Annotated in this window: 26 protein-coding genes; 1 reads left to right on the top strand and 25 read right to left on the bottom strand. The window is 72.0% G+C overall.

What is annotated here, in order from left to right; translation table 11 throughout:
• Window positions 1-39: 39 nt before the first annotated feature.
• The 24 genes from rlmN to proS form a co-directional block, all read right to left on the bottom strand.
• Window positions 40-1,146, bottom strand: coding sequence for a 23S rRNA (adenine(2503)-C(2))-methyltransferase RlmN (rlmN, locus tag ACFVIM_RS10810; RefSeq protein ID WP_384300343.1), 1,107 nt, complete (start codon window positions 1,144-1,146; stop codon window positions 40-42).
• A gap of 278 nt (window positions 1,147-1,424) precedes the next feature.
• A complete protein-coding gene (locus tag ACFVIM_RS10805; RefSeq protein ID WP_384300342.1) occupies window positions 1,425-2,576 on the bottom strand; it encodes a phosphatidate cytidylyltransferase in 1,152 nt (383 codons plus the stop codon).
• Window positions 2,576-3,133, bottom strand: a complete 558-nt coding sequence (gene frr / locus ACFVIM_RS10800) for a ribosome recycling factor (protein ID WP_384300341.1) — start codon at window positions 3,131-3,133, stop codon at window positions 2,576-2,578. Before frr ends, ACFVIM_RS10805 begins: the two co-directional genes overlap by 1 nt.
• A 209-nt stretch (window positions 3,134-3,342) precedes the next feature.
• Window positions 3,343-4,149: a UMP kinase gene (gene pyrH, locus ACFVIM_RS10795; protein ID WP_384300340.1), complete on the bottom strand. Its 807-nt coding sequence runs from the start codon at window positions 4,147-4,149 to the stop codon at window positions 3,343-3,345.
• 177 nt (window positions 4,150-4,326) lie between these two features.
• Window positions 4,327-5,163, bottom strand: coding sequence for a translation elongation factor Ts (gene tsf / locus ACFVIM_RS10790; protein ID WP_384300339.1), 837 nt, complete (start codon window positions 5,161-5,163; stop codon window positions 4,327-4,329).
• A 110-nt stretch (window positions 5,164-5,273) separates the two neighbouring features.
• Entirely contained in the window at window positions 5,274-6,185 is a 912-nt protein-coding gene (gene rpsB, locus ACFVIM_RS10785) for a 30S ribosomal protein S2 (protein ID WP_384300338.1), read from the bottom strand.
• Window positions 6,186-7,108: 923 nt separating this feature from the next.
• Window positions 7,109-7,666: a TetR/AcrR family transcriptional regulator gene (locus ACFVIM_RS10780; RefSeq protein ID WP_384300349.1), complete on the bottom strand. Its 558-nt coding sequence runs from the start codon at window positions 7,664-7,666 to the stop codon at window positions 7,109-7,111.
• A 70-nt stretch (window positions 7,667-7,736) separates the two neighbouring features.
• The gene (gene whiG / locus ACFVIM_RS10775) at window positions 7,737-8,573 is read right to left on the bottom strand and encodes an RNA polymerase sigma factor WhiG (protein WP_384300337.1); all 837 of its coding nucleotides are present in this window, start codon (window positions 8,571-8,573) and stop codon (window positions 7,737-7,739) included.
• A gap of 238 nt (window positions 8,574-8,811) precedes the next feature.
• Window positions 8,812-9,966, bottom strand: a complete 1,155-nt coding sequence (dprA, locus tag ACFVIM_RS10770) for a DNA-processing protein DprA (protein WP_384300336.1) — start codon at window positions 9,964-9,966, stop codon at window positions 8,812-8,814.
• Window positions 9,967-10,307: 341 nt separating this feature from the next.
• Window positions 10,308-11,924 carry a YifB family Mg chelatase-like AAA ATPase gene (locus tag ACFVIM_RS10765; protein ID WP_384300335.1) on the bottom strand — a complete coding sequence of 539 codons (1,617 nt, stop codon included), beginning with the start codon at window positions 11,922-11,924 and terminating at the stop codon, window positions 10,308-10,310.
• The gene (locus ACFVIM_RS10760; RefSeq protein ID WP_384300334.1) at window positions 11,925-12,305 is read right to left on the bottom strand and encodes a YraN family protein; all 381 of its coding nucleotides are present in this window, start codon (window positions 12,303-12,305) and stop codon (window positions 11,925-11,927) included.
• Between the two features lie 601 nt (window positions 12,306-12,906).
• On the bottom strand, window positions 12,907-13,215 hold the full coding sequence (locus ACFVIM_RS10755; protein ID WP_003965949.1) for a DUF2469 domain-containing protein: 309 nt from the start codon (window positions 13,213-13,215) through the stop codon (window positions 12,907-12,909).
• A gap of 54 nt (window positions 13,216-13,269) precedes the next feature.
• Window positions 13,270-13,746 carry an NUDIX hydrolase gene (locus ACFVIM_RS10750; protein ID WP_384300348.1) on the bottom strand — a complete coding sequence of 159 codons (477 nt, stop codon included), beginning with the start codon at window positions 13,744-13,746 and terminating at the stop codon, window positions 13,270-13,272.
• Between the two features lie 142 nt (window positions 13,747-13,888).
• On the bottom strand, window positions 13,889-14,626 hold the full coding sequence (gene lepB, locus ACFVIM_RS10745; protein WP_384300333.1) for a signal peptidase I: 738 nt from the start codon (window positions 14,624-14,626) through the stop codon (window positions 13,889-13,891).
• 269 nt (window positions 14,627-14,895) lie between these two features.
• On the bottom strand, window positions 14,896-15,843 hold the full coding sequence (gene lepB, locus ACFVIM_RS10740) for a signal peptidase I (protein ID WP_384300332.1): 948 nt from the start codon (window positions 15,841-15,843) through the stop codon (window positions 14,896-14,898).
• Window positions 15,765-16,826, bottom strand: a complete 1,062-nt coding sequence (lepB, locus tag ACFVIM_RS10735; RefSeq protein WP_384300331.1) for a signal peptidase I — start codon at window positions 16,824-16,826, stop codon at window positions 15,765-15,767. The genes lepB (ACFVIM_RS10740) and lepB (ACFVIM_RS10735) overlap by 79 nt, the downstream gene beginning before the upstream one ends.
• A complete protein-coding gene (lepB, locus tag ACFVIM_RS10730) occupies window positions 16,819-17,703 on the bottom strand; it encodes a signal peptidase I (RefSeq protein ID WP_384300330.1) in 885 nt (294 codons plus the stop codon). Before lepB (ACFVIM_RS10730) ends, lepB (ACFVIM_RS10735) begins: the two co-directional genes overlap by 8 nt.
• 79 nt (window positions 17,704-17,782) lie before the next feature.
• On the bottom strand, window positions 17,783-18,133 hold the full coding sequence (gene rplS / locus ACFVIM_RS10725) for a 50S ribosomal protein L19 (RefSeq protein ID WP_003958955.1): 351 nt from the start codon (window positions 18,131-18,133) through the stop codon (window positions 17,783-17,785).
• 128 nt (window positions 18,134-18,261) lie between these two features.
• On the bottom strand, window positions 18,262-19,083 hold the full coding sequence (gene trmD, locus ACFVIM_RS10720; RefSeq protein WP_384300329.1) for a tRNA (guanosine(37)-N1)-methyltransferase TrmD: 822 nt from the start codon (window positions 19,081-19,083) through the stop codon (window positions 18,262-18,264).
• Complete coding sequence (gene rimM / locus ACFVIM_RS10715) at window positions 19,083-19,793, bottom strand: ribosome maturation factor RimM (RefSeq protein ID WP_384300328.1); 711 nt, start codon at window positions 19,791-19,793, stop codon at window positions 19,083-19,085. Before rimM ends, trmD begins: the two co-directional genes overlap by 1 nt.
• 109 nt (window positions 19,794-19,902) lie before the next feature.
• Window positions 19,903-20,142 (bottom strand): RNA-binding protein, encoded by a 240-nt coding sequence (locus ACFVIM_RS10710; RefSeq protein WP_005311361.1) that lies wholly within the window; start codon window positions 20,140-20,142, stop codon window positions 19,903-19,905.
• A gap of 2 nt (window positions 20,143-20,144) precedes the next feature.
• On the bottom strand, window positions 20,145-20,588 hold the full coding sequence (gene rpsP, locus ACFVIM_RS10705) for a 30S ribosomal protein S16 (protein ID WP_384300327.1): 444 nt from the start codon (window positions 20,586-20,588) through the stop codon (window positions 20,145-20,147).
• 206 nt (window positions 20,589-20,794) lie between these two features.
• Window positions 20,795-21,388, bottom strand: a complete 594-nt coding sequence (locus ACFVIM_RS10700) for a hypothetical protein (RefSeq protein ID WP_384300326.1) — start codon at window positions 21,386-21,388, stop codon at window positions 20,795-20,797.
• Between the two features lie 528 nt (window positions 21,389-21,916).
• Window positions 21,917-23,329 (bottom strand): proline--tRNA ligase, encoded by a 1,413-nt coding sequence (gene proS, locus ACFVIM_RS10695; protein ID WP_384300325.1) that lies wholly within the window; start codon window positions 23,327-23,329, stop codon window positions 21,917-21,919.
• Between the two features lie 247 nt (window positions 23,330-23,576).
• On the opposite strand from proS, the gene ACFVIM_RS10690 reads away from it, so the two are divergent.
• On the top strand, window positions 23,577-24,533 hold the full coding sequence (locus ACFVIM_RS10690) for an SAM-dependent methyltransferase (RefSeq protein ID WP_384300324.1): 957 nt from the start codon (window positions 23,577-23,579) through the stop codon (window positions 24,531-24,533).
• 27 nt (window positions 24,534-24,560) lie between these two features.
• On the opposite strand, the gene ftsH is transcribed toward ACFVIM_RS10690, so the two are convergent.
• A complete protein-coding gene (gene ftsH / locus ACFVIM_RS10685; RefSeq protein ID WP_384300323.1) occupies window positions 24,561-26,483 on the bottom strand; it encodes an ATP-dependent zinc metalloprotease FtsH in 1,923 nt (640 codons plus the stop codon).
• Between the last annotated feature and the right edge of the window lie 360 nt (window positions 26,484-26,843).

The following is a 26,843-nucleotide window of genomic DNA, read 5'->3' as shown; positions in this document are numbered from 1 at the left end:
CGGCCCGGCAGCCCCGGGTCTCCCGCACGGTCCGGGGCGTCAGCGCTCCGCCGCCGCCAACTGCCCGCACGCCCCGTCGATCTCCTGGCCGCGGGTGTCCCGCACGGTCACCGGCACCCCATGGGCGGCGATGGCCTGGACGAACGCCTTCTCGTCCTCGGGACGGGAGGCGGTCCACTTCGAGCCGGGGGTCGGGTTGAGCGGGATGAGGTTGACATGGACCCGCTTGCCCTTGAGCAGTCGGCCCAGCAGATCACCACGCCACGCCTGGTCGTTGATGTCACGGATCAGCGCGTACTCGATGGAGATCCGGCGGCCGGACCTCTCCGCGTACTCCCACGCCGCGTCCAGCACCTCGCGGACCTTCCAGCGGGTGTTGACCGGCACCAGGGTGTCGCGCAGCTCGTCGTCCGGCGCGTGGAGCGAGACCGCCAGACGGCAGCTGAACCCCTCGTCGGCGAAGCGGTGCATCGCGGGCACCAGACCGACCGTGGAGACGGTGATCCCCCGCTGGGAGAGGCCGATCCCGTCGGGCGCCGGGTCGGTGAGCCTGCGGATCGCGCCCACCACCCGCTTGTAGTTGGCCAGCGGCTCGCCCATGCCCATGAAGACGATGTTCGACAGCCGCGCGGGCCCGCCGGGCACCTCTCCGTCGCGCAGCGCCCGCATCCCGTCCACGATCTGGTGGACGATCTCGGCGGTGGAGAGATTGCGGTCGAGACCCGCCTGGCCCGTGGCGCAGAACGGGCAGTTCATCCCGCATCCGGCCTGCGAGGAGACACACATGGTCACCCGGTCCGGATACCGCATCAGCACCGACTCGACCAGCGTGCCGTCATGGAGCCGCCAGAGCGTCTTGCGCGTGGTGTCCTCGTCACACGACACATGGCGGACGACCGACATCAGATCCGGCAGCAGCTCCGCGGCGAGCCGCTCGCGCGCGGCGGCCGGGATGTCGGTCCACTGGCCCGGGTCATGGGCGTAGCGGGCGAAGTAGTGCTGTGAGAGCTGCTTGGCGCGGAAGGGCTTCTCGCCGATGGCGGCGACGGCCTCCTTGCGCTCCGCGGGGCTGAGGTCGGCGAGGTGCCGCGGCGGCTTCTTGGCTCCGCGCGGCGCGACAAAGGTGAGTTCTCCGGGCTTGGGCATGGTCCTACCAGTGTCGCAGAGATACGAAGAGGGGCTCGCCACCCTGTGGATAACGAGCCCCTCGTCGATAAACCTGCTGGTCAGCACCGTCACGGCGGCTTCCGGCAGCTACCGGAGCGCCCACCGGGCCGACCGGACCGGGCCACGTCCGGGATCGAACCGGCCGGTCAGCCGGACCCGGCCCGTCAGCCTGATCCGGCTCAACCGGACCCGGCCCGTCAGCCTGATCCGGCTCGGCCGGCTCCGGCCCAACCGGACCCAACTCAGCCGGACCCGGCTCAGCCGGACCCGACGAAGATCACCAGCAGCAGCCACACCACAGGCGCGGTCGGCAGCAGGGAGTCCAGCCGGTCCATGATGCCGCCGTGCCCCGGCAGCAGGGTGCCCATGTCCTTGATGCCGAGATCGCGCTTGATCATCGACTCGCCCAGGTCACCCAGCGTGGCGGTGACCGCCACCGCCAGCCCCAGCAGCAGCCCCTGCCACCAGGAGCCGCCGTCGATCAGGAACTGCATACACAGCGCGCCCGCCGCCATCGCGAACCCGATGGCGCCGAAGAGGCCCTCACGGGTCTTCCCCGGGCTGATGCGCGGGGCGAGCTTGCGGCGGCCGAAGCGCCAGCCGACCGCGTACGCGCCGGTGTCGCTGACCACCGTCAGCAGCAGGAAGACCAGCACCCGCCAGGAGCCGTCGTCCGCCGCCAGCATCATCGTGACGAAGGTGGCGAGGAACGGGACGTAGAAGGCGGCGAAGACCCCCGCCGTGACGTCCTTGAGGTAGTCCTCCGGCGGCTCGGTCATCCGCCACACCAGCACCGCGAGCGTGGTGAGCGCCATGGCGACCCAGGCACCCTCGGCACCCCGCACATACCCGGCGACCACCATGGCGGCGCCACCGACGGCGAGCGGCACCAGCGGCGCCTTGATCCCCTTGCGCTCCTGGAGCCGGGAGGTCAGCTCCCACAGACCGACGACGACGGCGACGACGACGACCCCGACGAACACCTCTTTGACCACGAAGAGCGCCGCCACGATGACCGCGCCGAGACCCACGCCGACCCCTATGGCCGCGCGCAGATCCCGGCCCGCCTTCTTCTTCTCCCGCGCCGCGCCCCGGCCCGCTTCCCGCCGGGGCTCAGCACCGCCCCGCTCCCGGTCGGGCCCGTCGGGGCCCGTCGGCGGGGTGGTCATGGGCTCCTGCGGGGAGTCGGAGCGGAAGAGGGGGCCGCCCAGGTGAGAGGCCCCCCGATCGCGATCGTCACGGCCGTCAGCGTCTCTACCTGCGTCGTCGGGGTAGTCCGGCACGATGGGCATGGGCCGAGTCTGCTGTGCCACACGCTCATCGTAGGCGGGACCCGCCGAGGCAGGACCCTGGTCGGGCGGTCCCCAGAGGCCGGTGCTCGGCGGGGCCCCCCAGGAGGAGTCGTTCATCAGACCTCGAGCAGCTCGGATTCCTTGTGCTTGAGCAGCTCGTCCACCTGCGCGACGTACTTCGCGGTGGTGTCGTCGAGCTCCTTCTCCCCACGGCGGCCCTCGTCCTCGCCGACCTCGCCGTCCTTGACCAGCTTGTCGATGGTCTCCTTGGCCTTGCGGCGCACGGAACGGATCGAGATACGGGAGTCCTCGGCCTTGCTCTTGGCGACCTTGATGAACTCGCGGCGGCGCTCCTCGGTCAGCTCGGGGAACACCACCCGGATGATGTTGCCGTCGTTGCTCGGGTTGACGCCCAGGTCCGAGTCGCGGATCGCCTGCTCGATGTTGCGCAGCGCGCTCTTGTCGAACGGGGTCACCACGGCCATCCGCGGCTCCGGCACCGAGAACGAGGCGAGCTGGTTGATCGGGGTCAGCGCGCCGTAGTAGTCGGCCACGATCTTGTTGAACATCGCCGGGTGCGCACGTCCGGTGCGGATCGCGGCGAAGTCCTCCTTGGCGACCAGGACGGCCTTCTCCATCTTCTCCTCGGCTTCGAGGAGGGTCTCTTCGATCACCACTTGCTCCTGCGTGTCTTGAGTAGGTCCGGCACATGCGACCGGGCGGGCGGCACCTGTCGCGTTGTCCCCTGCACGGTGTCCGACCGGCAGGACTTTGTCTATCCCCGGCTGTCACCGGATGTCACCGGCTGCCCCCGGCTCTCCCGGCCGCCCCTGGCTCTCCCGGATGTCCGGGACGGACGTCCACGACCGCCCCGGGCCCCGGGTCAGTTACGGGTGCCCTGGTCGCTCACGAGGGTGCCGATCTTCTCACCCTTGACGGCGCGCGCGATGTTGCCCTCGGCGAGCAGCTCGAAGACCAGGATCGGCAGGGCGTTGTCACGGCAGAGGGTGATGGCGGTGGCGTCGGCGACCTTGAGGTCACGGGCCAGTACCTCGCCGTACTCCAGCGCGTCGAACTTCACCGCGTCGGGGTTGGCCTTGGGGTCGGAGTCGTAGACCCCGTCGACCCCGTTCTTGCCCATCAGCAGGGCCTCGGCGTCGATCTCCAGGGCGCGCTGGGCGGCGGTGGTGTCGGTGGAGAAGTAGGGCATGCCCATACCCGCGCCGAAGATGACGACCCGGCCCTTCTCCAGATGGCGCACGGCCCGCAGCGGGATGTAGGGCTCGGCGACCTGGCCCATGGTGATGGCGGTCTGGACCCGGGAGTCGATGCCCTCCTTCTCCAGGAAGTCCTGGAGGGCCAGGCAGTTCATGACCGTGCCGAGCATGCCCATGTAGTCGGAGCGGGCCCGGTCCATGCCGCGTACCTGGAGTTCGGCGCCGCGGAAGAAGTTGCCGCCGCCGATGACCACGGCGATCTCCCAGCCGTCGCGGACGACCGCGGCGATCTCGCGGGCGATGGCGTGCACGACGTCGGGGTCGACACCCAGACCCCCGCCGCCGGAGAAGGCCTCACCCGACAGCTTCAGCATGAAGCGCCCGGCCCTCTTGTCGTCATGCTTCCCGTGGGAGGCGCTGTGGTCGCCGGCGCCCTTGGTGGCGTCCGTGTTCATGGAGATCTCCTCGTGCACATACGAAGAAGGCCATTGCCGTGGGTGCTGGTGTCCCTGTCGGCAATGGCCTCCTCGTCAGATCTGCGGTCGTCCGACGCTCCGGGGGAGCGTGTGTGCCGCGTGAGCCACGCGGCCGAGGACCGCGTGGGAAACCCTAGCGGGCCGCCCGGCCGATCGCGTACTCGCCGTACTGGCTCAGGCGCCGACGCGGATACGCGCGAAGCGCTTCAGCTCGACACCGGCCTCGTCGAGAACCTTCTTGACAGACTTCTTGTTGTCCTTGGCGAACGGCTGGTCAAGGAGGGTGACCTCCTTGAAGAAGCCGTTGACCCGACCCTCGACGATCTTGGGCAGGGCGGCCTCGGGCTTGCCCTCCTCGCGGGAGGTGGCCTCGGCGACGCGGCGCTCGTTCTCGACGACGTCGGCCGGGACCTCGTCGCGGGTGAGGTACTTCGGCGCGAAGGCGGCGATGTGCTGCGCGACGTCCTTGGCGACCTCGGCGTTCGGGCCGCTCAGCTCGACCAGGACGCCGACCTGCGGCGGGAGGTCGGGCATGGTGCGGTGCATGTAGACACCGACGTAGGCGCCGGAGAACTGGGCGAAGCGGTCGAGGACGATCTTCTCGCCGAGGTTGGCGTTGGCCTCGTCCACGTACGCCTGGACGGTCTTGCCGGCCTCGATCTCGGAGGCGAGCAGGGCGTCCAGGTCGGCCGGGGCGGTGGCGGCGGCGTGGGCGGCGAGCGCGTTGGCGACGGCCAGGAACTTCTCACCCTTGGCGACGAAGTCCGTCTCGCACTTCAGCTCCAGCAGCACGCCGGAGGTCTGGTCCTCGGAGATGAGGGAGACGACGGCGCCGTTCTCCGCGCTGCGGCCCTCGCGCTTGGCGACGCCCTTCTGGCCCTTGACGCGGAGCAGCTCAACGGCCTTCTCGACGTTGCCCTCGGCCTCGTCCAGCGCCTTCTTGCAGTCCATCATGCCGGCGCCGGTCAGCTCGCGGAGCTTCTTGACGTCAGCGGCGGTGTAGTTCGCCATGTCCTTGAATCTCTTCTCGAAAGTCTGTCGAAGATCTGGGGTGAACGGCGGGGGCCGGTGCCGTGGCACCGCCCCCCGCCGTCTCACTCACCGAAGCTGTACGGCGGTGATCAGGCCTGCTCGGCGGGCTTGTCGGCCTCGGCCTCGGCCTCGGCGGCGGCCGGCTCAGCGGCGACCGGCTCGGCGGCGGCCGGCTCAGCGGCGGGCTGCTCGGCGTCGGCGGCCGGAGCCTCGTCCGCCTTCTTCTCGCCCTCAAGCAGGTCGCGCTCCCACTCGGCGAGCGGCTCGCCGGCGGCCTTCTCGCCCGGCTTGGAGTCACCGGTGGCGACGCCGGAGCGGGCGATGAGGCCCTCGGCGACGGCGTCGGCGATCACGCGGGTGAGCAGGGTGACGGAGCGGATCGCGTCGTCGTTGCCCGGGATCTTGTAGTCGACCTCGTCGGGGTCGCAGTTGGTGTCGAGGATCGCGACGACCGGGATGTGGAGCTTGCGCGCCTCACCGACGGCGATGTGCTCCTTCTTGGTGTCGACGATCCAGACGGCGCTCGGCACCTTCTGCATCTCGCGGATGCCGCCGAGGGTCTTCTCCAGCTTGGCCTTCTCGCGGGAGAGGACGAGCAGCTCCTTCTTGGTGAGGCCGGAGGCGGCCACGTCCTCGAAGTCGATCTGCTCCAGCTCCTTGAGGCGCTGCAGACGCTTGTAGACGGTGGAGAAGTTGGTCAGCATGCCGCCGAGCCAGCGCTGGTTCACGTAGGGCATGCCCACGCGGGTGGCCTGCTCGGCGATGGCCTCCTGGGCCTGCTTCTTGGTGCCGACGAACATGATCGAGCCGCCGTGGGCGACCGTCTCCTTGACGAACTCGTAGGCGCGGTCGATGTACGACAGCGACTGGAGCAGGTCGATGATGTAGATGCCGTTGCGCTCGGTGAAGATGAAGCGCTTCATCTTCGGGTTCCAGCGACGGGTCTGGTGACCGAAGTGGACGCCGCTCTCCAGCAGCTCCCGCATCGTGACGACGGCCATGGCCGTATCTCCTTGGATTCTCGGTTGTGTCCTGACGCCCCGGCGCGCCTGCCGCGAAGGACCGAGGGCGCGACCACCGACCGTGAACGGTGAGCGATGGCGGGGCGTGCGAAGTCGACCCGGTGACCCGGATCGCCAGAAGAAGTGTACGGGACCGGGGCGGCACCGGGTGACGCCGCTCTCCACAACCGGCCGGTACTCCACAGATCCGGCCCATGATCCACGCGAGGAGCCGGGGACACGGCACGGTCAGGACATGGAACGACACCTCCCCGGGTCACCGCGCGCCCCGGCCCCGGAACCCCGCCCGGCCCCGCGCACGACACCGCTGGTCGCGCCGCTGATGGCACTGGTGGCGCTGCTCGCGTCGGCACTGGCCTCGGTGGCCCTTCCGGGTCCGCCCAAGGCGCCCGGGCCCGCCCCGGGCAGCGGGTGGAGCTGGCCGCTGGGGCCACCACGCCCGGAGCTGGTCCGGGGCTGGGAGCCGCCCCGGTCGCCCTATGGACCCGGGCATCGGGGGGTGGATCTGGCCGCGCCGCCCGGCTCGGCCGTACGGGCGGTGGCGGACGGGCGGATCTCCTTCTCCGGCCTCGTCGCGGGGCGCCCGGTGCTGACGATCACCCTCGCGGCCCGGGCGGCACCCCCGGCCCGGCTGACCCATGAGCCGGTCCGGGCGCTACTGCCGGTAGGGACGGCGGTCACCGTGGGCGACCCGGTCGGCGTGATCGCCCCGGGGCCGTCCCACTGCGCCGGGGGATGTCTGCACTGGGGCCTGGTCCAGGGGCGTGAGTACCGGGATCCGCTCACCCTGCTCTCCCGCCGGGCACCCTCCCGCCTGCTGCCGCTGACGACCCTCCTCGGCGGTGCGGAGGCGGCGGGACGGACGAGGGGCGATCCCGAGGGTGCGGGTACGGCGGACGGGGTCAGCCCCGTACGCCCCGCAGCGCCATGGAGACCGCCGCGTCGGCGATCACCCGCGGTTCCTCGGCCGCGCCGAGCTCGATCCGGCGCACGGCCGCGTCGACCACACCCTGGAGCAGCATGGCCGCCAGCCTCGGCTGCTCATGGCCCAGCTCGCCGAGCGCCTCGACGATCATCGCGACCAGTCCACCGTGGGCCGCCCTGATCTTCTCCCGGGCACCGTCGTCGAGCTCACTGGCGGAGATGGCGACGACGGCCCGGTGCCGCCGGTCGCCCACCAGCGCCAGCTGGCCGCGCACATAGGACTCGACCTTGCCCTCGGCGGTATCGGCCCGGTCCATGGCGGCCTCGACCTCGGCCGCCCACACGGGGAAGTCGACGGCGCACAGCTCCTCGACCACCGCCGCCCGGGAGCGGAAGTACTCATAGACGGAGGAGCGGGCGAGGCCGGTGCGCTCGGCCAGGGCGGGGAACGTCAGCGCGTCCGTCCCACCCTCGGAGAGCAGGGTGCGCGCTGCGTCGAGCAGCGCGTCGCGCTGCATGGTGCGGTGCTCGGCCACGGAGGCCGCTCGAATCCTGGGCACGGCTCCACTGTACGGAGACGGGGCGCCCGGCCGCCATGGAGCGGGATCATCGCCCCACGTCGGCGAGTTTCGCCCGCAACTGGAGTACCGACTTGGTGTGGATCTGGCTGACCCTGCTCTCGGTGACCCCCAGGACATTGCCGATCTCGGCGAGGGTGAGACCCTCGTAGTAATAGAGGGTGACCACCGTCTTCTCCCGCTCGGGGAGGGTGTTGATGGCGCGGGCCAGCAGCCGTCGCAGCTCGCGGTCCTCGGCCACCTCCACGGGGTTGTCCGCGGCGGTGTCCTCCAGGGTGTCCATCAGACTGAGCCGGTCACCGCCCTCCCCGCCGACATGGAGCAGCTCTTCCAGCGCGACGACGTTGGCGAGCGACAACTGGCTGAAGACGGAGTGGAGTTCCTCCACCGCGATGCCCATCTCCGCGGCCACCTCGGCCTCGGTGGGGGTGCGTCTGAGCTGCGCTTCCAAGGTGGCGTAGGCGCGCTCCACGGCCCGCGCCTTCTGCCGGACCGAGCGGGGGATCCAGTCCAGGGCGCGCAGCTCGTCGATCATCGCGCCGCGGATGCGGGTGATGGCGTAGGTCTCGAACTTGATGGAGCGTTCGATGTCGAACTTCTCGATGGCGTCGATGAGTCCGAAGACCCCGGAGGAGACGAAGTCCGCCTGCTCCACATTGGACGGCAGCCCGACGCTGACCCGGCCCGCCACGTACTTCACCAGTGGGGAGTAGTGCAGGATCAGCTGCTCCCTCAACCGCTCGTCCCCCGTGGACTTGTACGAACGCCACAGCTCCTCCAGGGAGGAGGGAGCGGCGGGCCGCACGGCGCCACGGGCAGCGGGGGGCGCTGCCGCGCGGTCAGACCCGGAGGTGTGCTGGGGCATTCGTTGCCTTGAGCCGTTCTGCTGTGAGGGAGGGGACGAGCGTCGTGGCCAGGAAGGGTGAGCGTAGCGTGACTGCGCGGTTGCGGTGGGCGATGTTCAGGGGAAAACCCCTGTGCGGGTGGCTCGCCCTCGCCCACACCTTCGAACCGCCGACGGACGAGGACACAACGCCCCTTCCCCCTCACCGGTCGGGGACACCCATCCGGTCGAGCGAGGCTCCCTCACCGAACGCCCCAGGTCAGAAGCCTCCTTCCGGCGCGGAGCGCCGGATCGGCGTCCGCGCGGCCAACTGCCAGCCGTCCCCGTGGCGTTCGACGAAGCCGAGCGCGTGCAGTTCGTACAACCTGCCGAGTGTCTCGTCGTATGCCGTACCCGTGAGACGGGCGAGTCGCCCCGGCGCGACGGCGCCCCGAGCGGGCAGGGCGTCCAGGATCCTGGTGCTGGCCGGCTCCAGCAGGTCCCGGGGCAGCACGGGACCTCGGCGCTCGGGTGCGAGGGCGCCGATCTCACCGACCAGTTCGGTGATCTCGTCCGCGTCGGTGACCACGGTGCCCTCACCCCGCAGCAGCTCGTGCACCCCGGCGGAGAGACCGCTGGTGACCGGGCCGGGCACACCCATGGTGTACCGCCCCAGCCGGAGCGCGGCCCGCGCGGTGACCAGGGAGCCACTGCGGTACTCGGCTTCCACGACCACGGTGCCCCGGGTGAGTGCGGCGATCACCCGGTTGCGCAGCACGAACCTGCCCGGGGTGGGATGGACCCCCGGGGGCAGTTCGCCGATCACCAGACCCTGCTCGGCGATCCGGGCGATCAGCACCTGGTGGCCCGCCGGATAGGCCCGGTCCACCCCACAGGCGAGCACGGCCACGGTGGCGCCATGCGCGGCGAGGGCTCCGTGGTGGGCCGCCGCGTCGATCCCGTAGGCCGCCCCCGACACCACGACCCAGCCCCGCTCGGCGAGGGCGGAGCCGAGGGTGGTGGCCATATGTGCCCCGTAAGCGGTGCAGGCGCGGGCGCCGACGACGGCGACCGAGCGCAGCGCCCATCGCCGCAGGTCCGCGACGCCTCGCACATAGAGCCCGAGAGGACGGGCGTCCCCGAGATCATCGAGCTGGGTCGGCCATTCGGCATCCCCCGGGCACAGGAACCGGCCTCCGAGAGCGCCGATGGCGGCCAGGTCCCGCTCCGGATCGGCGTCGGCGGCGCGTAGCCGATACCCCGTCAAGCGCCGCTCAGTGGCGCCCGGCAGCGTGACGGAGGCGCTCTCCGGACCGATGAGTCGGCACAGCAGCTCCCGGGCCCCCAGCTCCCTCAGCCAGCGCCCACCTCGCTCGTCGCCCGGCTCGATGACCCGGGTGAGGGCGATACGCGCCAGCCGCTCCTCGTCGCCCACCCGGCCCGGCCGCTCCTCGCCCCGCGGCGGGCGTGGACCCGGTGCCAGCCCCGGTGACCACCTCCGTGACCACGCCGGTGGCTCCACCGGCGGGGGTGCGTCCGCCCCGTGCGACCGAGGGCGTCCCCGGGTGCGGTCCGCCGCGCCCCGGACCTCCCGGCCATGCCCGCCCTCCGGGAATCCCCGGGCTTCCGCTCCTCTCTCCTCCGGCCCCGCGCGCGGCGCCGCTGACGCCGACGCCCCGCCGCCCACCGCCTCCTCTCCTGGAGACTCCCGTCCCATGGCCTCCGCGCCAGGCGTGGGGCCGGCCTCCCGGTCCGGGCGCGGAGATCCCCCGGTACTCATCGCCGGGCCTCCTTCCCGCGCATCGGCGCTCCCCGGGAGACGCCGGTACGCAGTTCCAGCGCGAGGGCCACATCGGCGGGATCGGGCCGGTCATGCCCCGCCAGATCGGCGAGCGTCCAGGCGACGCGAAGCACCCGATCCAGGCCACGGGCGCTGAGCAGCCCCCGCTCCAGGTCGCGCTCCGCCCCGGCCATCGCACCCGGCTCGACCGACCAGCGGGTGCGCAGCTCATGCCCCGGGACCTCGCCGTTCAGCCGCCAGGGCGTCCCGGTGAACCGGGTGGCGGCACGCTCACGGGCCCCCGCTACCCGGGCCGCCACCTCCGCCGTCGACTCGCCTCCGCCCGCGCGCCCCAGCAGATCGGCCCGGCAGACGGGCTCCACCCGCACCCGTAGATCGACCCGGTCGAGCAGGGGCCCGGAGAGCCGGGCCTGGTAGCGGCGGACGACCGCGGGAGAACACTCACAGCCGACGCCTCCGGTGGAGTGCCTGCCACAGGGACACGGGTTGGCCGCGAGAACCATCAGAAAGCGGGCGGGCAGCCGGACCACTCCCCCGCTGCGCGCCACAACCACATGCCCCGACTCCAGAGGCTGCCGCAGGGCGTCCAGCGCCTTTCCGGTGAACTCCGGAGTCTCATCGAGAAAGAGGACTCCTCGGTGGGCGAGCGAGACCGCGCCCGGCCGGGGCAGCCCGTTACCGCCGCCCACGAGGGCGGGCATGGTGGCCGAGTGGTGCGGTGCGCAGTAGGGCGGGCTGCTCACCAGCGGCTGGCCCGGCGGCAGGATGCCCGCCACCGAGTGCACGGCCGTGACCTCCAGCGACTCGCGGCGCGTCAGGGGCGGCAGCACCCCCGGCAACCGCTCGGCCAGCATGGTCTTCCCCGCCCCTGGTGGCCCGTGCAGCATCAGATGGTGACCACCGGCCGCCGCGACCTCCAGCGCCATCCGGGCCTGGTGCTGTCCCGCGACATCGGCCAGATCGGGCGCTTCGGCCGGTGTCGTCGCCAGCCCGGAGCCGATGCCGGCGCCCGGCACCACCAGCCCGGCGAGCATGGGGTCCGGGCTGCCTGCGGGCAGCGGCGGCTCGTCGGGGACCGGGGCGTCGGTGAGGATGGCGATCAGCTGACGCAGGCTGCGCACCCCGAGCACCGAGACCCCGGGCACCAGCGCCGCCTCCCCCGCCGTCTGCTCGGGAACCACGACCTGCCGGTACCCCGCCCCGGCGGCGGCCAGCACCGCGGGCAGCACCCCGCGCACCGGCCGGACCCGGCCGTCCAGCCCCAGCTCGCCGATGAGCACCAGATCGGCGATCGACTCCGGATCCACCCGCTCGGCCGCGCCCAGCACGGCCGCGGCGACGGCGAGGTCGAATCCACTGCCACCCTTGGGCACCGAGGCCGGACTGAGCCCGACCGTGAGCTTCATCTGGGGCCACTCGGCCCCGGAGTTCACCACGGCCGCCCGCACCCGGTCGCGGCTCTCCGACAGGCTCTTGTCCGGCAGTCCGACCAGGGCGAAGGCGGCCACCCCGCGCTCCAGGTCGGCCTGGACCTCCACCACCACGCCCTCGACGCCCACCAGCGCCACCGAACACGCACGGGCGAAACCCATTCAGACCACCCCGCGCACATGCTCGACGACCGGCGCGCCCCTGTCGGGCAGCACCACGCCCACCAGGTCGATCCGCACGCCCCCGGGCGGCGGCCCTCCGTATCGCTCCAGCCAGCAGTGGGCGAGATGCCTCAGCCGTTCCGCCTTGGCCGGGGTCACGGCCGCCATCGGATGCTCGAACGGACTGCCCCCGGCCTTGGGGCCCGCTCTGCGGCTCTTGACCTCACAGACGACGACGGTGTCGCCATCCCGGGCGACGATGTCGATCTCCCCCGCCCGCCCGCACCGCCAGTTCCGCGCGAGGACCGTCATCCCGGCGCCCGTCAGCAGCCGCGCCGCGATGTCCTCGCCATACCGTCCCAGTGCCCCTGTCGTGTTCACCCGGCACCACCTCCGACATCGAGCGTGAGCGCTCGACGCCAGGCGTGTGGATCATGGTGGATAACTGACCCATCGTGGAAAAACCGCTCACCCGTACGAGTGAGCCGTCGGTGGGACCCCGGCGGGCCCCAGGGGCTTCCCTGGCGGGAGAGCGACCGACCCGAACGGACGAGCCGGTCGGGCCGGGGCAGGAGACCGGCCGCACGGGGCAGGAGACCGGCTGGACGGCACGGGAGAACCAGCGGGCCGGACCAGGGCGGGCCGGGCGTCCCGCCGGGTCCGGTGGACGGCCGCTACGGGAACGCCGCCCACGCCCCCGGAGCGGCTGAGCGGCTGGCACAGCATCCGGCACACCGGACTCCACTGCCGGGCAGAAAAGCCAAAAAGCGGAAACGCCGAGCGGAAACAGCAGGCGGAAACGCCGAGCCAAGCAGAAACGCCGAGCAGAAAGGCGGCCGGGCAGAAACGCCCGGCAGGAAGCCGCGCGGAAGGGGGAAACGGCCCCAGCGGATCCCGCCCGCCCTCCGGTACACCCCTTGGCGCCCCCTCACCCCCACCATCGGCCGGACCGCCCCCGTCAGCCCGTCCGGGAGGCGGACGACTAGCCTCCGGGCAGTTCGAGATCGCTCTTGTTCAGCTCCTCGATATTCACATCCTTGAATGTGAGCACTCGCACCTGCTTGACGAAGCGAGCCGGGCGGTACATGTCCCAGACCCAGGCATCCGCCATCGAGACCTCGAAGAACACCTCACCCTGGACGGAGTGGACCTGCATCTCGTAGTCATTGGTGAGATAGAAGCGACGCTCCGTCTCGATCACGTATTTGAACAAACCGACGACGTCTCGATACTCCCGGTAGAGCTTCAGCTCCATCTCGGTCTCGTACTTTTCGAGGTCCTCGGCGCTCATGGCAGTTCCCCTTCAGCCGTGCGTCCCCCCATTGTGCGCCAGCCCTTCCGGGCCCTAGGCGTATTCCGGGGCCAGGACCACGGGCGCGGTCGGCGGGCCCTCGTCGAGCAGTGTGCGCAGCAGCCCGGCGAGCTTGGTCGGGTACACCGTCTCACGCGCCGCCGAGAGTTCGGCGGAAGTCCACCACCTCTGTCCCGTGACACTGCGCCGCTCCAGTTCGGTGAGTCCCTGTGGCGCGATCCTGGTCTGCTGGGTACGGGCCAGGAAGTACCACTCGTCCTGTTCCCAGCGCCGACCGGCGAAGGGGAACGAACAGACCCTGGTCCACACCACCGGCCCCAGTTCGACCTCGGTGATCCCGGTCTCCTCGGCGAGTTCCCTCAGCGCGGCCTCAGCACGGGTCTCGGCGCCCTCCACACCACCGCCCGGGGTGAACCACCAGTCGTCGGCGGGGTCACCCGGCTCATGCCCATGGAGCAGGAGGATCCGGTCCCGCTGGTCCAGCAGGACCACCCGGGCCACCGGCCGCAGGCCAGCCGCCCCCTCCGCTTCGGGACCCTCCGCCTCCGTACGCGCGTGAGGACCGCCCGCGCGGTGCCCGCCCCCGGCACCCGCCCCGGCCCCTGCCGCACCGGTCTCTGCCGCACCGGCCCCAGCCTCGCCGGGCCCCGTCTCACCGCGCACCCGCCATCACCTCCCGGCGCCGTCCCAGCAGCCTGGCCACCGGCCCGTACACCGCACCACCCACGATCAGGATGACACCGACCGCCATCGCGATGACGATCACCCGTACCGGGCCCGGGGTGGAGATCCCCCCGGGCAGCTCGGCGAAGCCGCGCGGCCGCTCCAGCAGACCGCCGCCCGTCAGCGGCCAGGCGACGGCGTCCAGCCGGGCCTCCACCGCCGAACGCGGTACGGAGCCCTGGTCGGCGTCCTGGAGGTGGAGCCGGGAGTCGACGGAGTCGCCCCGGTCGTCCCCGAGCAGGAAGAGCTGGCCCTCGGGGACCCTCGCGGTGTACCGGTCCACACGAGCGGCGTCGGGTGCGCGCAGATACGGTTCCTCGATCTCCTGGCCGTTGATGGTCAGCCCACCGCCCGGCCCACAGCAGGCGACCGTGTCGCCGCCGATCCCGACGACCCGCTTGACCATGGGCATATCCCCCCAGGTGGAGTCGCGGAAGACCACGATGTCCCCGCGCCGCACCTGGTCTCCGTCGATACGCTGGCCCAGCACCCGGTTCCCCGCGTCCACGGTCGGCGCCATGGAGTCGGTGGGGACGGTGTACGGCTGGTAGAGCACGGCTCCCCAGCCGAATCCGCCGAGGAAGAGCAGACAGCCGAGGGCCACGGCCACCCCGGACAGCGTGCTGCCGAGGCGGCCGTGGCCCTCGTGTGAACGTACGGTCCCCATCAGAAGCCCCCACCCACGCGGACCCGCCGCCCGGTCGGGAGGCTACGCGGTCCGGGCGGCACCCTACCGGGGGCCTGATACGGGGTCAGCCCCACCCGTATGCGAATCAGCCCAACCCGTTCCCGGGTCAGCGGTTCCGTACCCCAGCCGGTCACTCCCGCATCCGAGACAGTCGCTCCCGTACCCGGTCGATCGCTCGGCGTCACCGGATCGATCGCTCGCCGTCACCGGCGTCAGGTCCCGTCGAGGCCCGAGCCCCGCCGGGCGACTCAGGTCCGCCGGGTGTCCGACATCAGCCGCTTGCGGCGCCAGAGCACCAGCGGCACCGCGCCCGCCAGCCCCAGGCCCATCGGCGCGGCACCCGCGGCGACGGCGGCGGCCGTGTTGAGGCCGGGCTGGTCGAAGGTGTCCGGCACCGGCAGTGTGGACCAGCGGTTCACCGGCCAGGCGATGACGACCGCGCGGCCCACCACCTTGTCCACCGGGACGAAGCCATCGTTGATGTCGTCCATGTGGTAGCGGGAGTCGCGGGAGTTCTGCCGGTGGTCGCCCATCACCCAGATCCGGTCGTCCGGCACCTTGAACGGACCGAACGGCTGGTCGTCACAGGCGCTGTCACCGGGGAAGACATAGGAGGACTCGTCGAGCACCTTCCCATTGATCTTGACCGGGCCGCCCTTCCTGCACTCCACCGTGTCACCGCCGACCGCGATCACCCGCTTGATCAGGTCTTTCTCCTCCGACGAGGGCATCAGACCGATAAAGCTCAGGAACTTCTGCACCGCGTTGGGCTGCGGGGTGGGCTCCCCGTCCAGCCAGTTGCCGGGGTCGTGGAAGACCACGACCTCACCGCGCTCGGGCTCCGAGCCGAACCACGGTGTCAGCTTGTCCACCAGGACCCGGTCGCCCCGCTGGAGGGTGTTCTGCATCGAGTCCGAGGGGATCGAGAACGCCTGCACCAGGAAGGTCTTGATCACCAGCGCCAGGATCAGCGCGATGGCGATCAGCAGCGGCAGCTCCTTCCAGAAGGAGCGCTGCTTGCGCTGGCCCCCGCCCTCCCCGTCGGAGCCCGGCTCCTCCGGGCCCGGACCCGCCGGGGGCACCGGTGGCTGCACCCCAGAGGGACCCGAGTGGCCCGTCACTCCCCCGGCGGAGGCGGCGGGCTGCCCCGGCCGGTCCTCCGGCTGCTCGTGTCCGGATCGTGCGCCGAGCGCCACGTCCCCCACATCAACTCCTCACTCCGTGCGAACCGCCTGCCCCCGAGAAGAAGCAGGCCCACCACTCCCATAACGAGCGGGAGTTCCGCAGGGCTCGGGAGCAGGACCATTCCCTCGCGGTCCCGGGGAGACAGCGTATGCGACCGTGCCGCCACCGTGGCCGGGGCCGACCGTGGAGCGGGCACGGACGCGTAGGTCTCCGGCTCCTCCAACCTGCGCCAGTGTCCGACCGGCCAGGCGATCACGACCGCCCGGCCGACGACCTCGTCCTCCGAGACGGTACCCCGGTCCTCGTCCTGGAGATGGAACCGCGAGTCGGCGGAGTTCGCGCGGTGGTCGCCCATGACGAAGAGCCGCCCCGGTGGGACCGTGACATCGAACGGCACCGTCGAGGGGGCGTTCCCGGGGTTCAGATAGGGCTCGTCCAGCGGGGCGCCGTTGACGGTGACCCGGCCGTCCCGGTCACAGCAGCGCACCGTGTCGCCGCCGACCGCGATCACCCGTTTGATGAGGTCACGCTGGTCGTCCGAGGGCAGCACCCCGATGAACGTCAGCGCCTGCTTGACCTGCCGCACCACGATCGGGTCGGGTGCCGGGGCGGGCAGATCGCCCTCCCTGAGCCAGCCGCCGGGGTCCTTGAAGACGACGACGTCCCCGCGCTCCGGCCGCGATCCGAACCAGGGGGTCAGCTTGTCGACCAGGACGCGGTCCTGGATCCGGATCGTCTGCTCCATCGAGCCGGACGGGATCACGAAGGCCTGCACCAGAAAGGTCTTGAGCACCAGCGCGATCACCAGCGCCACCCCGACCAGGAGCGGGATCTCCCGCAGGGCGGTGCGGCGCCTGCGCCGCTTGACCCGCCGGGCGAGCCTGCGGCGCTCCGCCCGGCCGGGCAGGACCCGTGCGCTCTCGCCCGGACCGGTGTCGGCCGGGCCCCGGGCCGGGGCGGCCCGGTGGCCGCCCTTGCGGCCCCGGCTACCCATGGCCCCCGCCGCCGTCCGGCGCGCCCCGCGCACCCGCCGCACCCCACTCCGTACCGCCGTCGCGCACGGGTCCCGTGCGATGACCGCCCGGCGGCGGATCCGGTACGGAGGCGAAGGCGTCGGCCCGCTCCAGCGTGGTCCAGCGGCCGAACGGCCAGGCGATCCACTCCGCACGGCCGATGACCCGCTCCACGGGCACCATGCCGCCGCCCGGCGACCCCAGGTGGTCGCGGGAGTCACGGGAGTCGCCGCGGTGGTCGCCGAGGACCCAGAGGGTGCCCTCGGGGACGACGATGTCGAAGGCGACCTCGGAGGGGGTGTCGCCGGGGTGGAGATAGGGCTCGTCGACGGCGGCGCCGTTGATCAGGATCCGGCCGCGGTCGTCACAGCAGACGACCCGGTCGCCGCCGACACCGATCACCCGCTTGACGAAGTCGGTGGTGTCGGACTCGGTGAGGCCCACCGCCGCGAGGAAGCCCTCGGCCGCGGCCGAGACCGGGTTCTCCGTCAGATCCTCCGGTACGAAGGAGCCGCGGCCGTCGAAGACGATCAGATCACCGCGCCGGGGCCGCTCGCTCTCGTCGTACGCGAGCTTGTTCACCAGCACCCGGTCCCCGGTGCGCAGGGTGGGCTCCATGGAGGAACTGGGGATCTGGAACGGCTGCACCACGAAGTGGCTGACCAGCAGCACCGCGGTGGCCAGGCCCACCCCGGTGAGCGCGGCGCGGCGCCAGGGCGTGCGCACGGCCCGTCGCGCGAGGTCCCGCGCCCGCGCCGCGAACTCCCCCGAACGCACGGAACGCGACCGCCGCGCCCCGGACCCGTGATCGGGAGGGGGCGCGTGGTCGCGCTCTGTGTTCGTTGCTTCCGTGTCCATACGAAGGGGCAGCCTATCCGGCCGCTCCGGGGACACGGGCGCTCGCCGGGCCGAAGGGGCGCGGCGCCGAGCCTGAGGCTCAGTTGTCGCGCTTCTCCTTGATCTTGGCGGCCTTGCCGCGCAGCTCACGGAGGTAGTACAGCTTGGCGCGGCGGACGTCACCACGGGTGACGAGCTCGATCTTCTCGAAGATCGGGCTGTGCACCGGGAAGGTGCGCTCGACGCCGACCGAGAAGGAGACCTTGCGGACGGTGAAGGTCTCGCTGACGCCCGCGCCCTGGCGGCGGATGACGACACCCTTGAACTGCTGGATACGGGAGCGGTTGCCCTCGATGACGCGAACGTGGACGTTCACGGTGTCACCGGGACGGAAGGCCGGGACGTCGGTCCGCAGCGAGGCGGAGTTGACGGCGTCGAGCACGTGCGACATGTTCGTCTGCTTTCTTCGCCCATGCCACAGGTCATCGGCGGGAGAGAGGATGATTCAGGGGCCGTGGCGTCGGGGCGGGCGTCGTGTCCCCCTGTGGCAGGGGCGCGCGCCGGACGTACGGCAGCGGCCTATTCTTCCACGGCCTGGGGTCTGCGCCAAAATCGGCCACCGGGCTCGGGGGCCCAGCCCAGGATGGACAGGGTCTCCCGGTCCTTCTTGTCGAAGGTGGCGGGGTCGCAGCGCTCGATCAGATCGGGGCGGTGCAGCGCGGTGCGCCGGAACGCCTCGTCACGGCGCCAGCGCGCGATCTTCCCATGATGGCCGCTGGTGAGCACGTCGGGGACGGTACGGCCGCGCCACCGGGGGGGCTTGGTGTAGACGGGCCCCTCCAGCAGGTTCTCCATGGCGCCGGGCGCGAAGGAGTCGTCCTGGTGGGACTCGGCGTTACCGAGGACCCCGGGCAGCAGCCGGGCGACGGCCTCGGTGATGACGAGGACGGGGGCTTCGCCGCCCGCCAGGACGTAGTCGCCGATGGAGACCTCGTGGACGGGCATCCGGGTGGCGTACTCGTCGATGACCCGGCGGTCGATACCCTCGTAGCGAGCGGGGGTGAAGATCAGCCAGGGGCGCTGCGCCAGCCGCTGGGCGAGCTCCTGGGTGAAGGGGCGGCCGCTGGGGGTGGGCACCACGAGGGTGGGGCCGTGGGCCCCGGTCTCGTAGCCGTCGGCCAGGGCCTCGTCCAGCGCCTCGCCCCAGGGCTCGGTCTTCATGACCATGCCGGGGCCGCCGCCGTAGGGGGTGTCGTCGACCGTGTGGTGGCGGTCATGGGTCCACTGCCGCAGATCCCGGATCCGTACGTCGAGCTGTCCGCGCGCCCGCGCCTTGCCGACGAGCGAGACGTTCAGCGGCTCCAGGTACTCCGGGAAGATGGTGATGACGTCGAGCCGCATCACACGCCGCCCTTCGGCGCGCGCGGCTCGCCGGACGCGTCACCCGGGGACGTGCCGTCCGCGTCACCTGGTGCCGCGCCGGACGCGTCACCCTGGGGAGCGCGTTCGGCGCCGGTGGCGTCCTCCGACTCGGAGCCGGGCGTGGTGTCCGCCGCTTCGGACGCCTCGCGTTCCGCCTCACGGGCGGAGGCGATCTCCGCGCGGTCGTCGATCAGGCCCGGCGGCGGGTTGATGACCGCCCGCTGTTCGTCCAGGTCGAGGGAGGTGACGATCTCCGTGACGAACGGGATCATGACCTCGCTTCCATCGGGCCGCTCCACGATGAACAGGTCCTGCGACGGCAGATGGCTGATCTCGGTGATCCGGCCGACCTCGGTCCCGTCCTCGGTGACCACGTCGAGGTCGATCAGCTGGTGGTCGTAGTACTCGTCGGGGTCCTCGGGGACCACCGCGGGGTCGACCTCGGCGATGAGGAGGGTGTTGCGCAGCGCCTCGGCGCCGTTGCGGTCCCGTACACCCGCGAAGCGCAGCAGCAGCCGACCGCTGTGGACCCGGCCGGACTCGATCGTCAGCGGTCCCCGGTCGGCGGGGTCGGTGGCCAGGACGGCTCCGGGACCGAGCCTCAGCTCGGGCTCGTCCGTGCGCACCTCGACGGTGACCTCACCCTTGATGCCGTGGGCGCGGCCCACACGGGCGACTACCAACTGCACTTCGCACTCTTTCCTGTCGCGCCCGCCGGCGCGGACGTCCCGCTCAGACGACTACGGGCCGGGGACGGCCAGACGGCCCTCCCCGGCCCGAGCCGGTGTCTCCAACTGTTCAGCGAACCTGGTCCACGTCGACGAGGTCGACCCGGATGCCACGGCCGCCGATAGCGCCCACGACGGTACGCAGGGCGCGCGCGGTGCGGCCGTTGCGGCCGATCACCTTGCCGAGGTCATCGGGGTGGACCCGGACCTCCAGCACACGCCCGCGGCGCAGGTTGCGCGAGGCGACCTGCACATCGTCAGGGTTGTCGACGATGCCTTTGACGAGGTGCTCTAGAGCCTCCTCAAGCACGCTCAGGCCTCGGCAGACTCAGAGGACTCGGCGCCAGCCGCCTCGTCCGCCTTCTTGTCGGCCTTCTTCGCCTTCTGGGTGATGGCCTCGCCCTTGGGCTCGCCACCCTCCAGGGTCTTGGCGAACTCGTCGAACGAAGCGCGCTTGTCGGCCTTGGTGGCCGGGGCCAGCAGCGGCGCCGGGGCGGGCAGGCCCTTGTGCTTCTGCCAGTCACCGGTGAGCTTCAGGATGGCCAGAACGGGCTCGGTCGGCTGGGCGCCGACGGAGAGCCAGTACTGCGCGCGCTCCGAGTCGACCTCGATGCGCGAGGGGTTCTGGACCGGGTGGTACAGACCGATCTCCTCGATGGCCCGGCCGTCACGGCGGGTACGGGAGTCGGCGACGACGATGCGGTAGTGAGGCGAACGGATCTTGCCGAGACGCTTCAACTTGATCTTGACTGCCACGGGAGTGGTGTCTCCTGGTCTTGACGTGGTTGGGCACAACGAGATGCCACGTGGGGTTGCGGTACTCGGGTGCCCGATGGACGCGTCAGCCGGAGGAGAGAGGGGTCCTGTGCGGCCGTCGAGTACAGCTGTTCATTGTGCCACACGCCGTCGGCGCGCTTCCCCCCGGACCTGCGCCGCCCCCGTCAGGCGGCCCCGGCCGGGAGTCAGCTCGCCGCGGCGACCGGCTCTGGGATACGGAAGGGCTTGCCGCAGCCGCCGCAGACGATCGGTGCCTGGGCGAGTACGGAGGGTACGACGCGCACATTGCGCCCGCAGTCGCAGACGGCCTTGACCCGCACACCGCCGCCCGAGGATCCGTGCCGGGCGGCAGGTCCGCGGAAGGAGCGCTTGGTGTCGGAGGCCGTGGCGACCGTGTGGGCCTTCAGGGCGCGCTGGAGTCTGTCGATCGTCGGGCGGTAGCGCCGCTTGGCCTCGGGGCTGAGCGCGACCAGGGAGAACCCGCTGCTGGGATGCGGCTCCTCCGGATGGTCCAGGCCCATCTCCTCGGCGATGGCAAGGAATCGGCGATTGTGATAACGGCCGGCGCGGGAGGTGTCGCGGACCCCTCGCGCGGCGGCGATGCCATGGACCGCTTCATGCAGCAGTCGCTCGAAGGAGAGCTCGGCGCCACAGGCGGACGAGGACTCTCCGATCAGGGACTCGGGCGCGGCGAGATCCGGCAGCTCGGGATGGTGCCGTTGAATATCGGCCCATGCCTGTGCCAGTTCTGCGGCGAGAACAGGTGGTGTCGTGCTCACGTCGTGATAACGAGCCGGGTCGTCCCCGGGTTCCATTCCGGGGCCATCCCAAATAATTTGCACCAACCCGTCAGTTGGCATTGATGCGTCCCGAGGAGGTCGGGTGCGCTGATCTGCGGAGAAGCCGCGCAGCTCCCATCAAGCTGGTACGTAGCACCGCGGCCACCTCCCGGTCGGCCCGACGCCTTCGAGGGCGGCGCGGCGCGGCGGGCCGGTATCGGCGGACCCCGGCGGACCCCGGCGGACCCCGGCGGACCCCGGCGGACAGTAGGAGTGGCGCGGCCCCGTTCTGGTTCCCTCGGGCACGGTTCCGATAGCCGGGGTTCCGGTGGCCGGGGTTCCGGTGGCCGGGGTTCCGGTGGCACCTCGCCCCGGTTCCGGCGGCGTCGCACCCGCCTCCCCCGCACACCACCACCTCCACCGCCGATCGGCGGTGCAACCAGGGAGGTGCGCTTATGGCGCGCCGCACAAGGAGACGCGCGTCACCTGAGGGACGCGCGTCCACCGCTCGGTAAGCGGGAGTGCGGCTCAGTACGCCCGTGCCACGACGGCGAGACTACCGGGGGCGTCGTCTTCGGCGGGCACCGACCCGTCCTCGGCCACCAGACAGCGCACGGAGACCCCGCGCTCGGCCAGCCGGGCCTCGCCCGCCGTTCCCAGCACGGCCCACGGCACCCGGGCCCAGCCACCCGCCAGAGCGGCCTCGGCGGCCTCCTCGGCGGTGTGTACGTCGACCGTGGCCGACTCGCGGCGCTCACGCGACTCGCGCAGCAACAGTGCCTGGTCCTCCTCCAGGATCGCGGGGAGCGTGGCCGCCAGGGAGTCGAGGGCCACCGGCTCCTTCCCGCCGGGGATGCGGCGCGCCAGCATCGCGGTACCCGCGGCCAGGTCGCGCGGCCCGACCTCGATCCGTACCGGCACGCCCTTCAGCTCCCAGTCGACGGCCCGGCGGCCGAACGGGATGTCGGCCCGGTCATCGACGTGCACCCGCAGCCCGGCGTCGCGCAGGGCGCGGCCGATCTCCTGGACCCGGGCGACCGCCTCGTCGCCCTTGATCGCCATCACGACGACCTGGACGGAGGCGAGCCGGGGCGGCACCCGCAGCCCGGCGTCGTCGCCGTGCGTCATGATCAGCCCGCCGACCATCCGGGTGGAGACGCCCCAGGAGGTCTGCCAGACCAGTTCGCGCGTCCCCGTCCGGGAGAGGTACTCGGTCTGGAAGGCGCGGGCGAAGTTGGTGCCCAGTTCGTGGCTGGTCCCCAGTTGGAGGGCCTTGCCATCACGCATCATCCCTTCCAGGGTGAGCGTGTTGATCGCCCCGGCGAAGCGCTCCCGGGGCGTCTTGCGCCCGAGGACCACGTCGATACCGAGGACGTTGACCAGGAAGTCCGCGTACACCTCGCGGTGGATACGGGCGGCGTAGTCGCGTGCCTCCTCATAGGTGGCGTGCGCGGTGTGGCCCTCCTGCCACAGGAACTCGGTCGTCCGCAGGAAGACCCGGGGCCGCAGCTCCCAGCGGACCACGTTGGCCCACTGGTTCACCAGCAGCGGCAGATCGCGATAGCTCTGCACCCACTTGGAGAAGTACTCGTTGACGATCGACTCGGAGGTGGGCCGGACGACGGCGGGCTCCTCCAGTTCCTTGCCTCCGCCGTGGGTGACCACCGCCAGCTCGGGCGCGAACCCCTCGACGTGCTCGGCCTCCCGGGTCAGATAGGACTGCGGGATCAGCAGCGGGAAGTAGGCGTTCTGCGCGCCCGCCGCCTTGATCCGGGCGTCCATCTCCTGCTGCATCCGCTCCCACAGACCGTAGCCGTACGGTCGGATGACCATGGTGCCGCGTACCGGGCCGTTGTCCGCGAGTTCGGCCTTGCTGATGAGGTCCTGGTACCAGCGCGGAAAGTCATCGCCCTGGGGTGTGAGTACGGAGGTCTTCGCCATGGGGCGCATGGTAGGGCGCGCGCGCTGTGGCACTGGAGTGATTTTCACCCCGAGCCCGTCCCCGGAACGTGCCCCCGGGGCGCACCCCGGGGGCACGGAAGCACGGCCCTCCCTCCCCTGGACGCGGGTGCGAGAGGGGAGTTCCCTGGCTTACGGAAGGCGCGGCCGTGAGGGACGCACGGCCTCGTACGCAACCTCAGGAGGCTGTCCGGCACTCGGCCATGTGGGCGGATTGGGGCGCTTTTCGATGACACCGACGCTCGTCCGGCAACGACCCCGTACGGAGACACGACCCCAGGGACGCGCGTACGCCACCAGGGCGCGCGGCCCGCTGGAACCCACGGCGCCCGGCGGGACGGAGGCGTCCCGGCGGGCACGGGACTGGGCGGAGATCCAGGAGCGGATGCTGGTGCCCCTGTTCGAGGCGGTCCACGAACGGCTGGAGGTCGGCCCGTCCACCCGGCTGCTCGGCCTGGAATGTGGCTCCGGACTCGCGCTGCTGCTGGCGGCCGCGCGCGGGGCGTGCGCCACCGGCGTGGACACCGACCGGGCGCGGCTCGCCCTGGCCCGCGAGCGCACGGCGGCCCTCTCCTCAGACGGTCCGAGCCGCCCGGGTGGCCCGGCCGTCACGCTGTGCGCGGACGGGACGCCGGGGGCGAGCGGTGATCCGTACGACGTCATCACCGCCTTCCAGCCGATCGGCCGGGTCGAGGGGGACGGGGAGGCCCTGGGTGGGACCGGCGGCGCGCTCGGGGACGCCGTGGGGCTCCTGCGGCGCGGCGGCGCGGTGGTCCTCACCGCCTGGGGCCCGCCGGAGCGCTGTGCCGCCTCCCCCGTCCTCCGGCTCGCCGACCGCGCCGACCGCGCCGATCGCGCCGAACAGGGTGAGGACCGTCCCGCGCCGCCGGACAGCCTGGAGCGGCTCGCGGACCGCGCGGGACTGCGGCCGGACGGCTCCGGCCGGGTGGTGTGCCCCTTCGGCTACGCCGACCGCGCGAGCGCGGTACGGGGCCTGCTGTCGACGGGCCCGTACGGCGGAGGGATGGGCGGTGCCGGTACCGGGGCGGTCGGGACCGGGGCCTGGAGCACCGCGCCGACCCCGCTGGAGCGGGAGGTCGCCACGGCCCTGGAGCCGCACACCCGCCCCGACGGCACGGTCTGGCTGCGCAACGTGTTCCGGTACCTCATCGCCCGCACCCGCTGAATCCGCCGGCGCACGCCCCGGGAAGCGTCAGGAGGCGTCCTTGGAGAGCCGGGTGATGCCCGCCGCCCGGTAGGCGGCCTCCTCGTCGAGCGTCTCGTGCTCCAGCAGCGCCGCCGCCAGCGCGTCCAGCCGGTCCCGGTTCTCCCGCAGCTGGCGGCAGGCGCTCTCGTAGCACTCGTCGGTGATGCGCCGCATCTCGTGTTCGACGGTGTCGAGCGTCGCGGGCGCCGCGGAGAGGCCGTAGGGCTGCTGCGGGTCGGCGGGGATCGCGGTCAGCCGCCCGACGCGTTCGCTCATGCCCCAGTGCCCGACCATGCCCCGGGCCAGCCGGGTCACCTGCTCCAGATCGCTCTCGGAACCCGTGGTGATCACCTCGAAGACGACCTGCTCGGCGGCCATCCCGCCGAGCGCGCCGATGATCCGGCCCTTGAGGTACTCCTCGGTGTAGGCGTACTTGTCCGCCTCGGGGGTGGAGAGGGTGACGCCCAGCGCCCGGCCGCGCGGGACGATGGTGACCTTGCGGACCGGGTCCGCGCCCGGCTGCAACATGCCGAGCAGGGCGTGCCCGCTCTCGTGGTAGGCGGTCCGCCGCCGCTCCTCCTGGGCCATCACCAGCGGGCGTTCCGCGCCGAGCTGGACCTTCTCCAGCGCGGCGGAGAGATCGCCCTGGGTGACGGCGTCCTGACCTCGCTTGACCGCGATCAGGGCGGCCTCGTTGGTGAGGTTGGCCAGCTCCGCTCCGGTCATCCCGGGGGTCACCGCCGCCATCCGGCCCAGGTCCACCCCCGGCGCGAGCGGGATCTCCCGGGTGTGGATGTCCAGGATGGCCTCCCGGCCCGCCCGGTCCGGCGGGGAGACCTGGACGACCCGGTCGAACCGGCCCGGACGGGTAAGGGCGGCGTCCAGGACATCGGCCCGGTTGGTGGCGGCGAGGACCACGACCCCCTCCGAGCCGGTGAAGCCGTCCATCTCGGTGAGGATCTGGTTGAGGGTCTGCTCGCGCTCGTCATGGCCGCCGAGCCCGCCCCCGGCCCCGCGGGCCCGGCCGATGGTGTCGATCTCGTCGATGAAGACGATCGCCGGGGCCACCTTGCGGGCCTCGGCGAAGAGCTCCCGTACCCGGCCCGCGCCCACACCGACGATCATCTCGATGAACTCGGACGCCGATGCCGAGAAGAACGGCACCCCCGCCTCCCCGGCGACGGCGCGGGCCAGCAGGGTCTTCCCGGTCCCCGGCGGCCCGGCCAGCAGCACCCCGCCCGGCATCCGGGCGCCCATCCGGCGGTAGGGCGCGGGGTTCTTCAGGAAGTCGACGACATCGCTCAGTTCGGCCTCGACCTCGTCGATCCCGGCGACATCGGCGAAGGTGGTCCGCCCGGCGGTCACCTCCACCGGCTTCGGCGGTGGTTTACGGCCGAACATCCCCCCGCCCAGCCCTCCGCCCATCGCCGCGCCCATCCGCCGGGCGATGAACACCCACAGCGCGATGAGCAGCACCATCGGCGCCAGCGCGATCAGCACATTGAAAAGGACCCCGCGCTGCTGGACGACCGGCTCGGCCGTCACGGTGACCTTCTTGGCGGTCAGCGCGGCCCAGAGGTCGTCCTCGGCGAAGGCGGGCCGCTGGGTGGTGAACTTGGTGTAGTCGCCGCCGCCCGGCTTGGGGGCCTTCTTCTTCAGCTCTCCCTGGATGGAGTCGCCCTTGGCGTAGATCTTGGCGACATTGCCCGCGTCGACCTGTCGGCTGAACTCGGTGTACGAGACCGTCGGCTCCCTGCGCTGGTTGACGTACGAGAGCACCAGGTTGGCCAGCACGAACACGGCGAGCGCCGTCACGATCAGCCCGCCCCAGCCGCCCGGCATCCGCCGCCGGGGCTGCTCGGGCGGTGGCGCGCCCTCGGAGCGCCATGGCTCGTCCGGGGCCCGGCGCGGCGGTGCGGCATTGGTCATACCGGGACGTTAAGACAGAAAAAGGGTGTCGGCACCCGCGCATCCCCCCGTACCAGGACCGCCGCCGACCCCACCCGGCCCGACCCCCGGCCCGGCTCCGGGAACGGCCGACTCCGGGAACCAACGGCTCAGGGACGGCCATCACCGGCCGTGGCCGTCCCCGTGGGCGAGAGCCAGGGGAAACGAGCACCGACGATGGCGAGAGCAAGCGCGAGCGAGCGCCGAAGACAGCGGGAGCCAGGGGAACGAGCGCCGGGCAACGGCCCGGGCAGAGCCCCGGATACGGCCCCGGGCCGGGCACCGACCCGGGCCGTCCCAGGCCGCGTACGCGCGAAGGGGCCGGACGAGCCTCGCTCGCCC

The sequence above is a fragment of the Streptomyces sp. NPDC057638 genome, from assembly GCF_042800315.1.
Lineage (GTDB): Bacteria > Actinomycetota > Actinomycetes > Streptomycetales > Streptomycetaceae > Streptomyces.
This window is presented reverse-complemented; position numbering and strand designations above follow the sequence as displayed.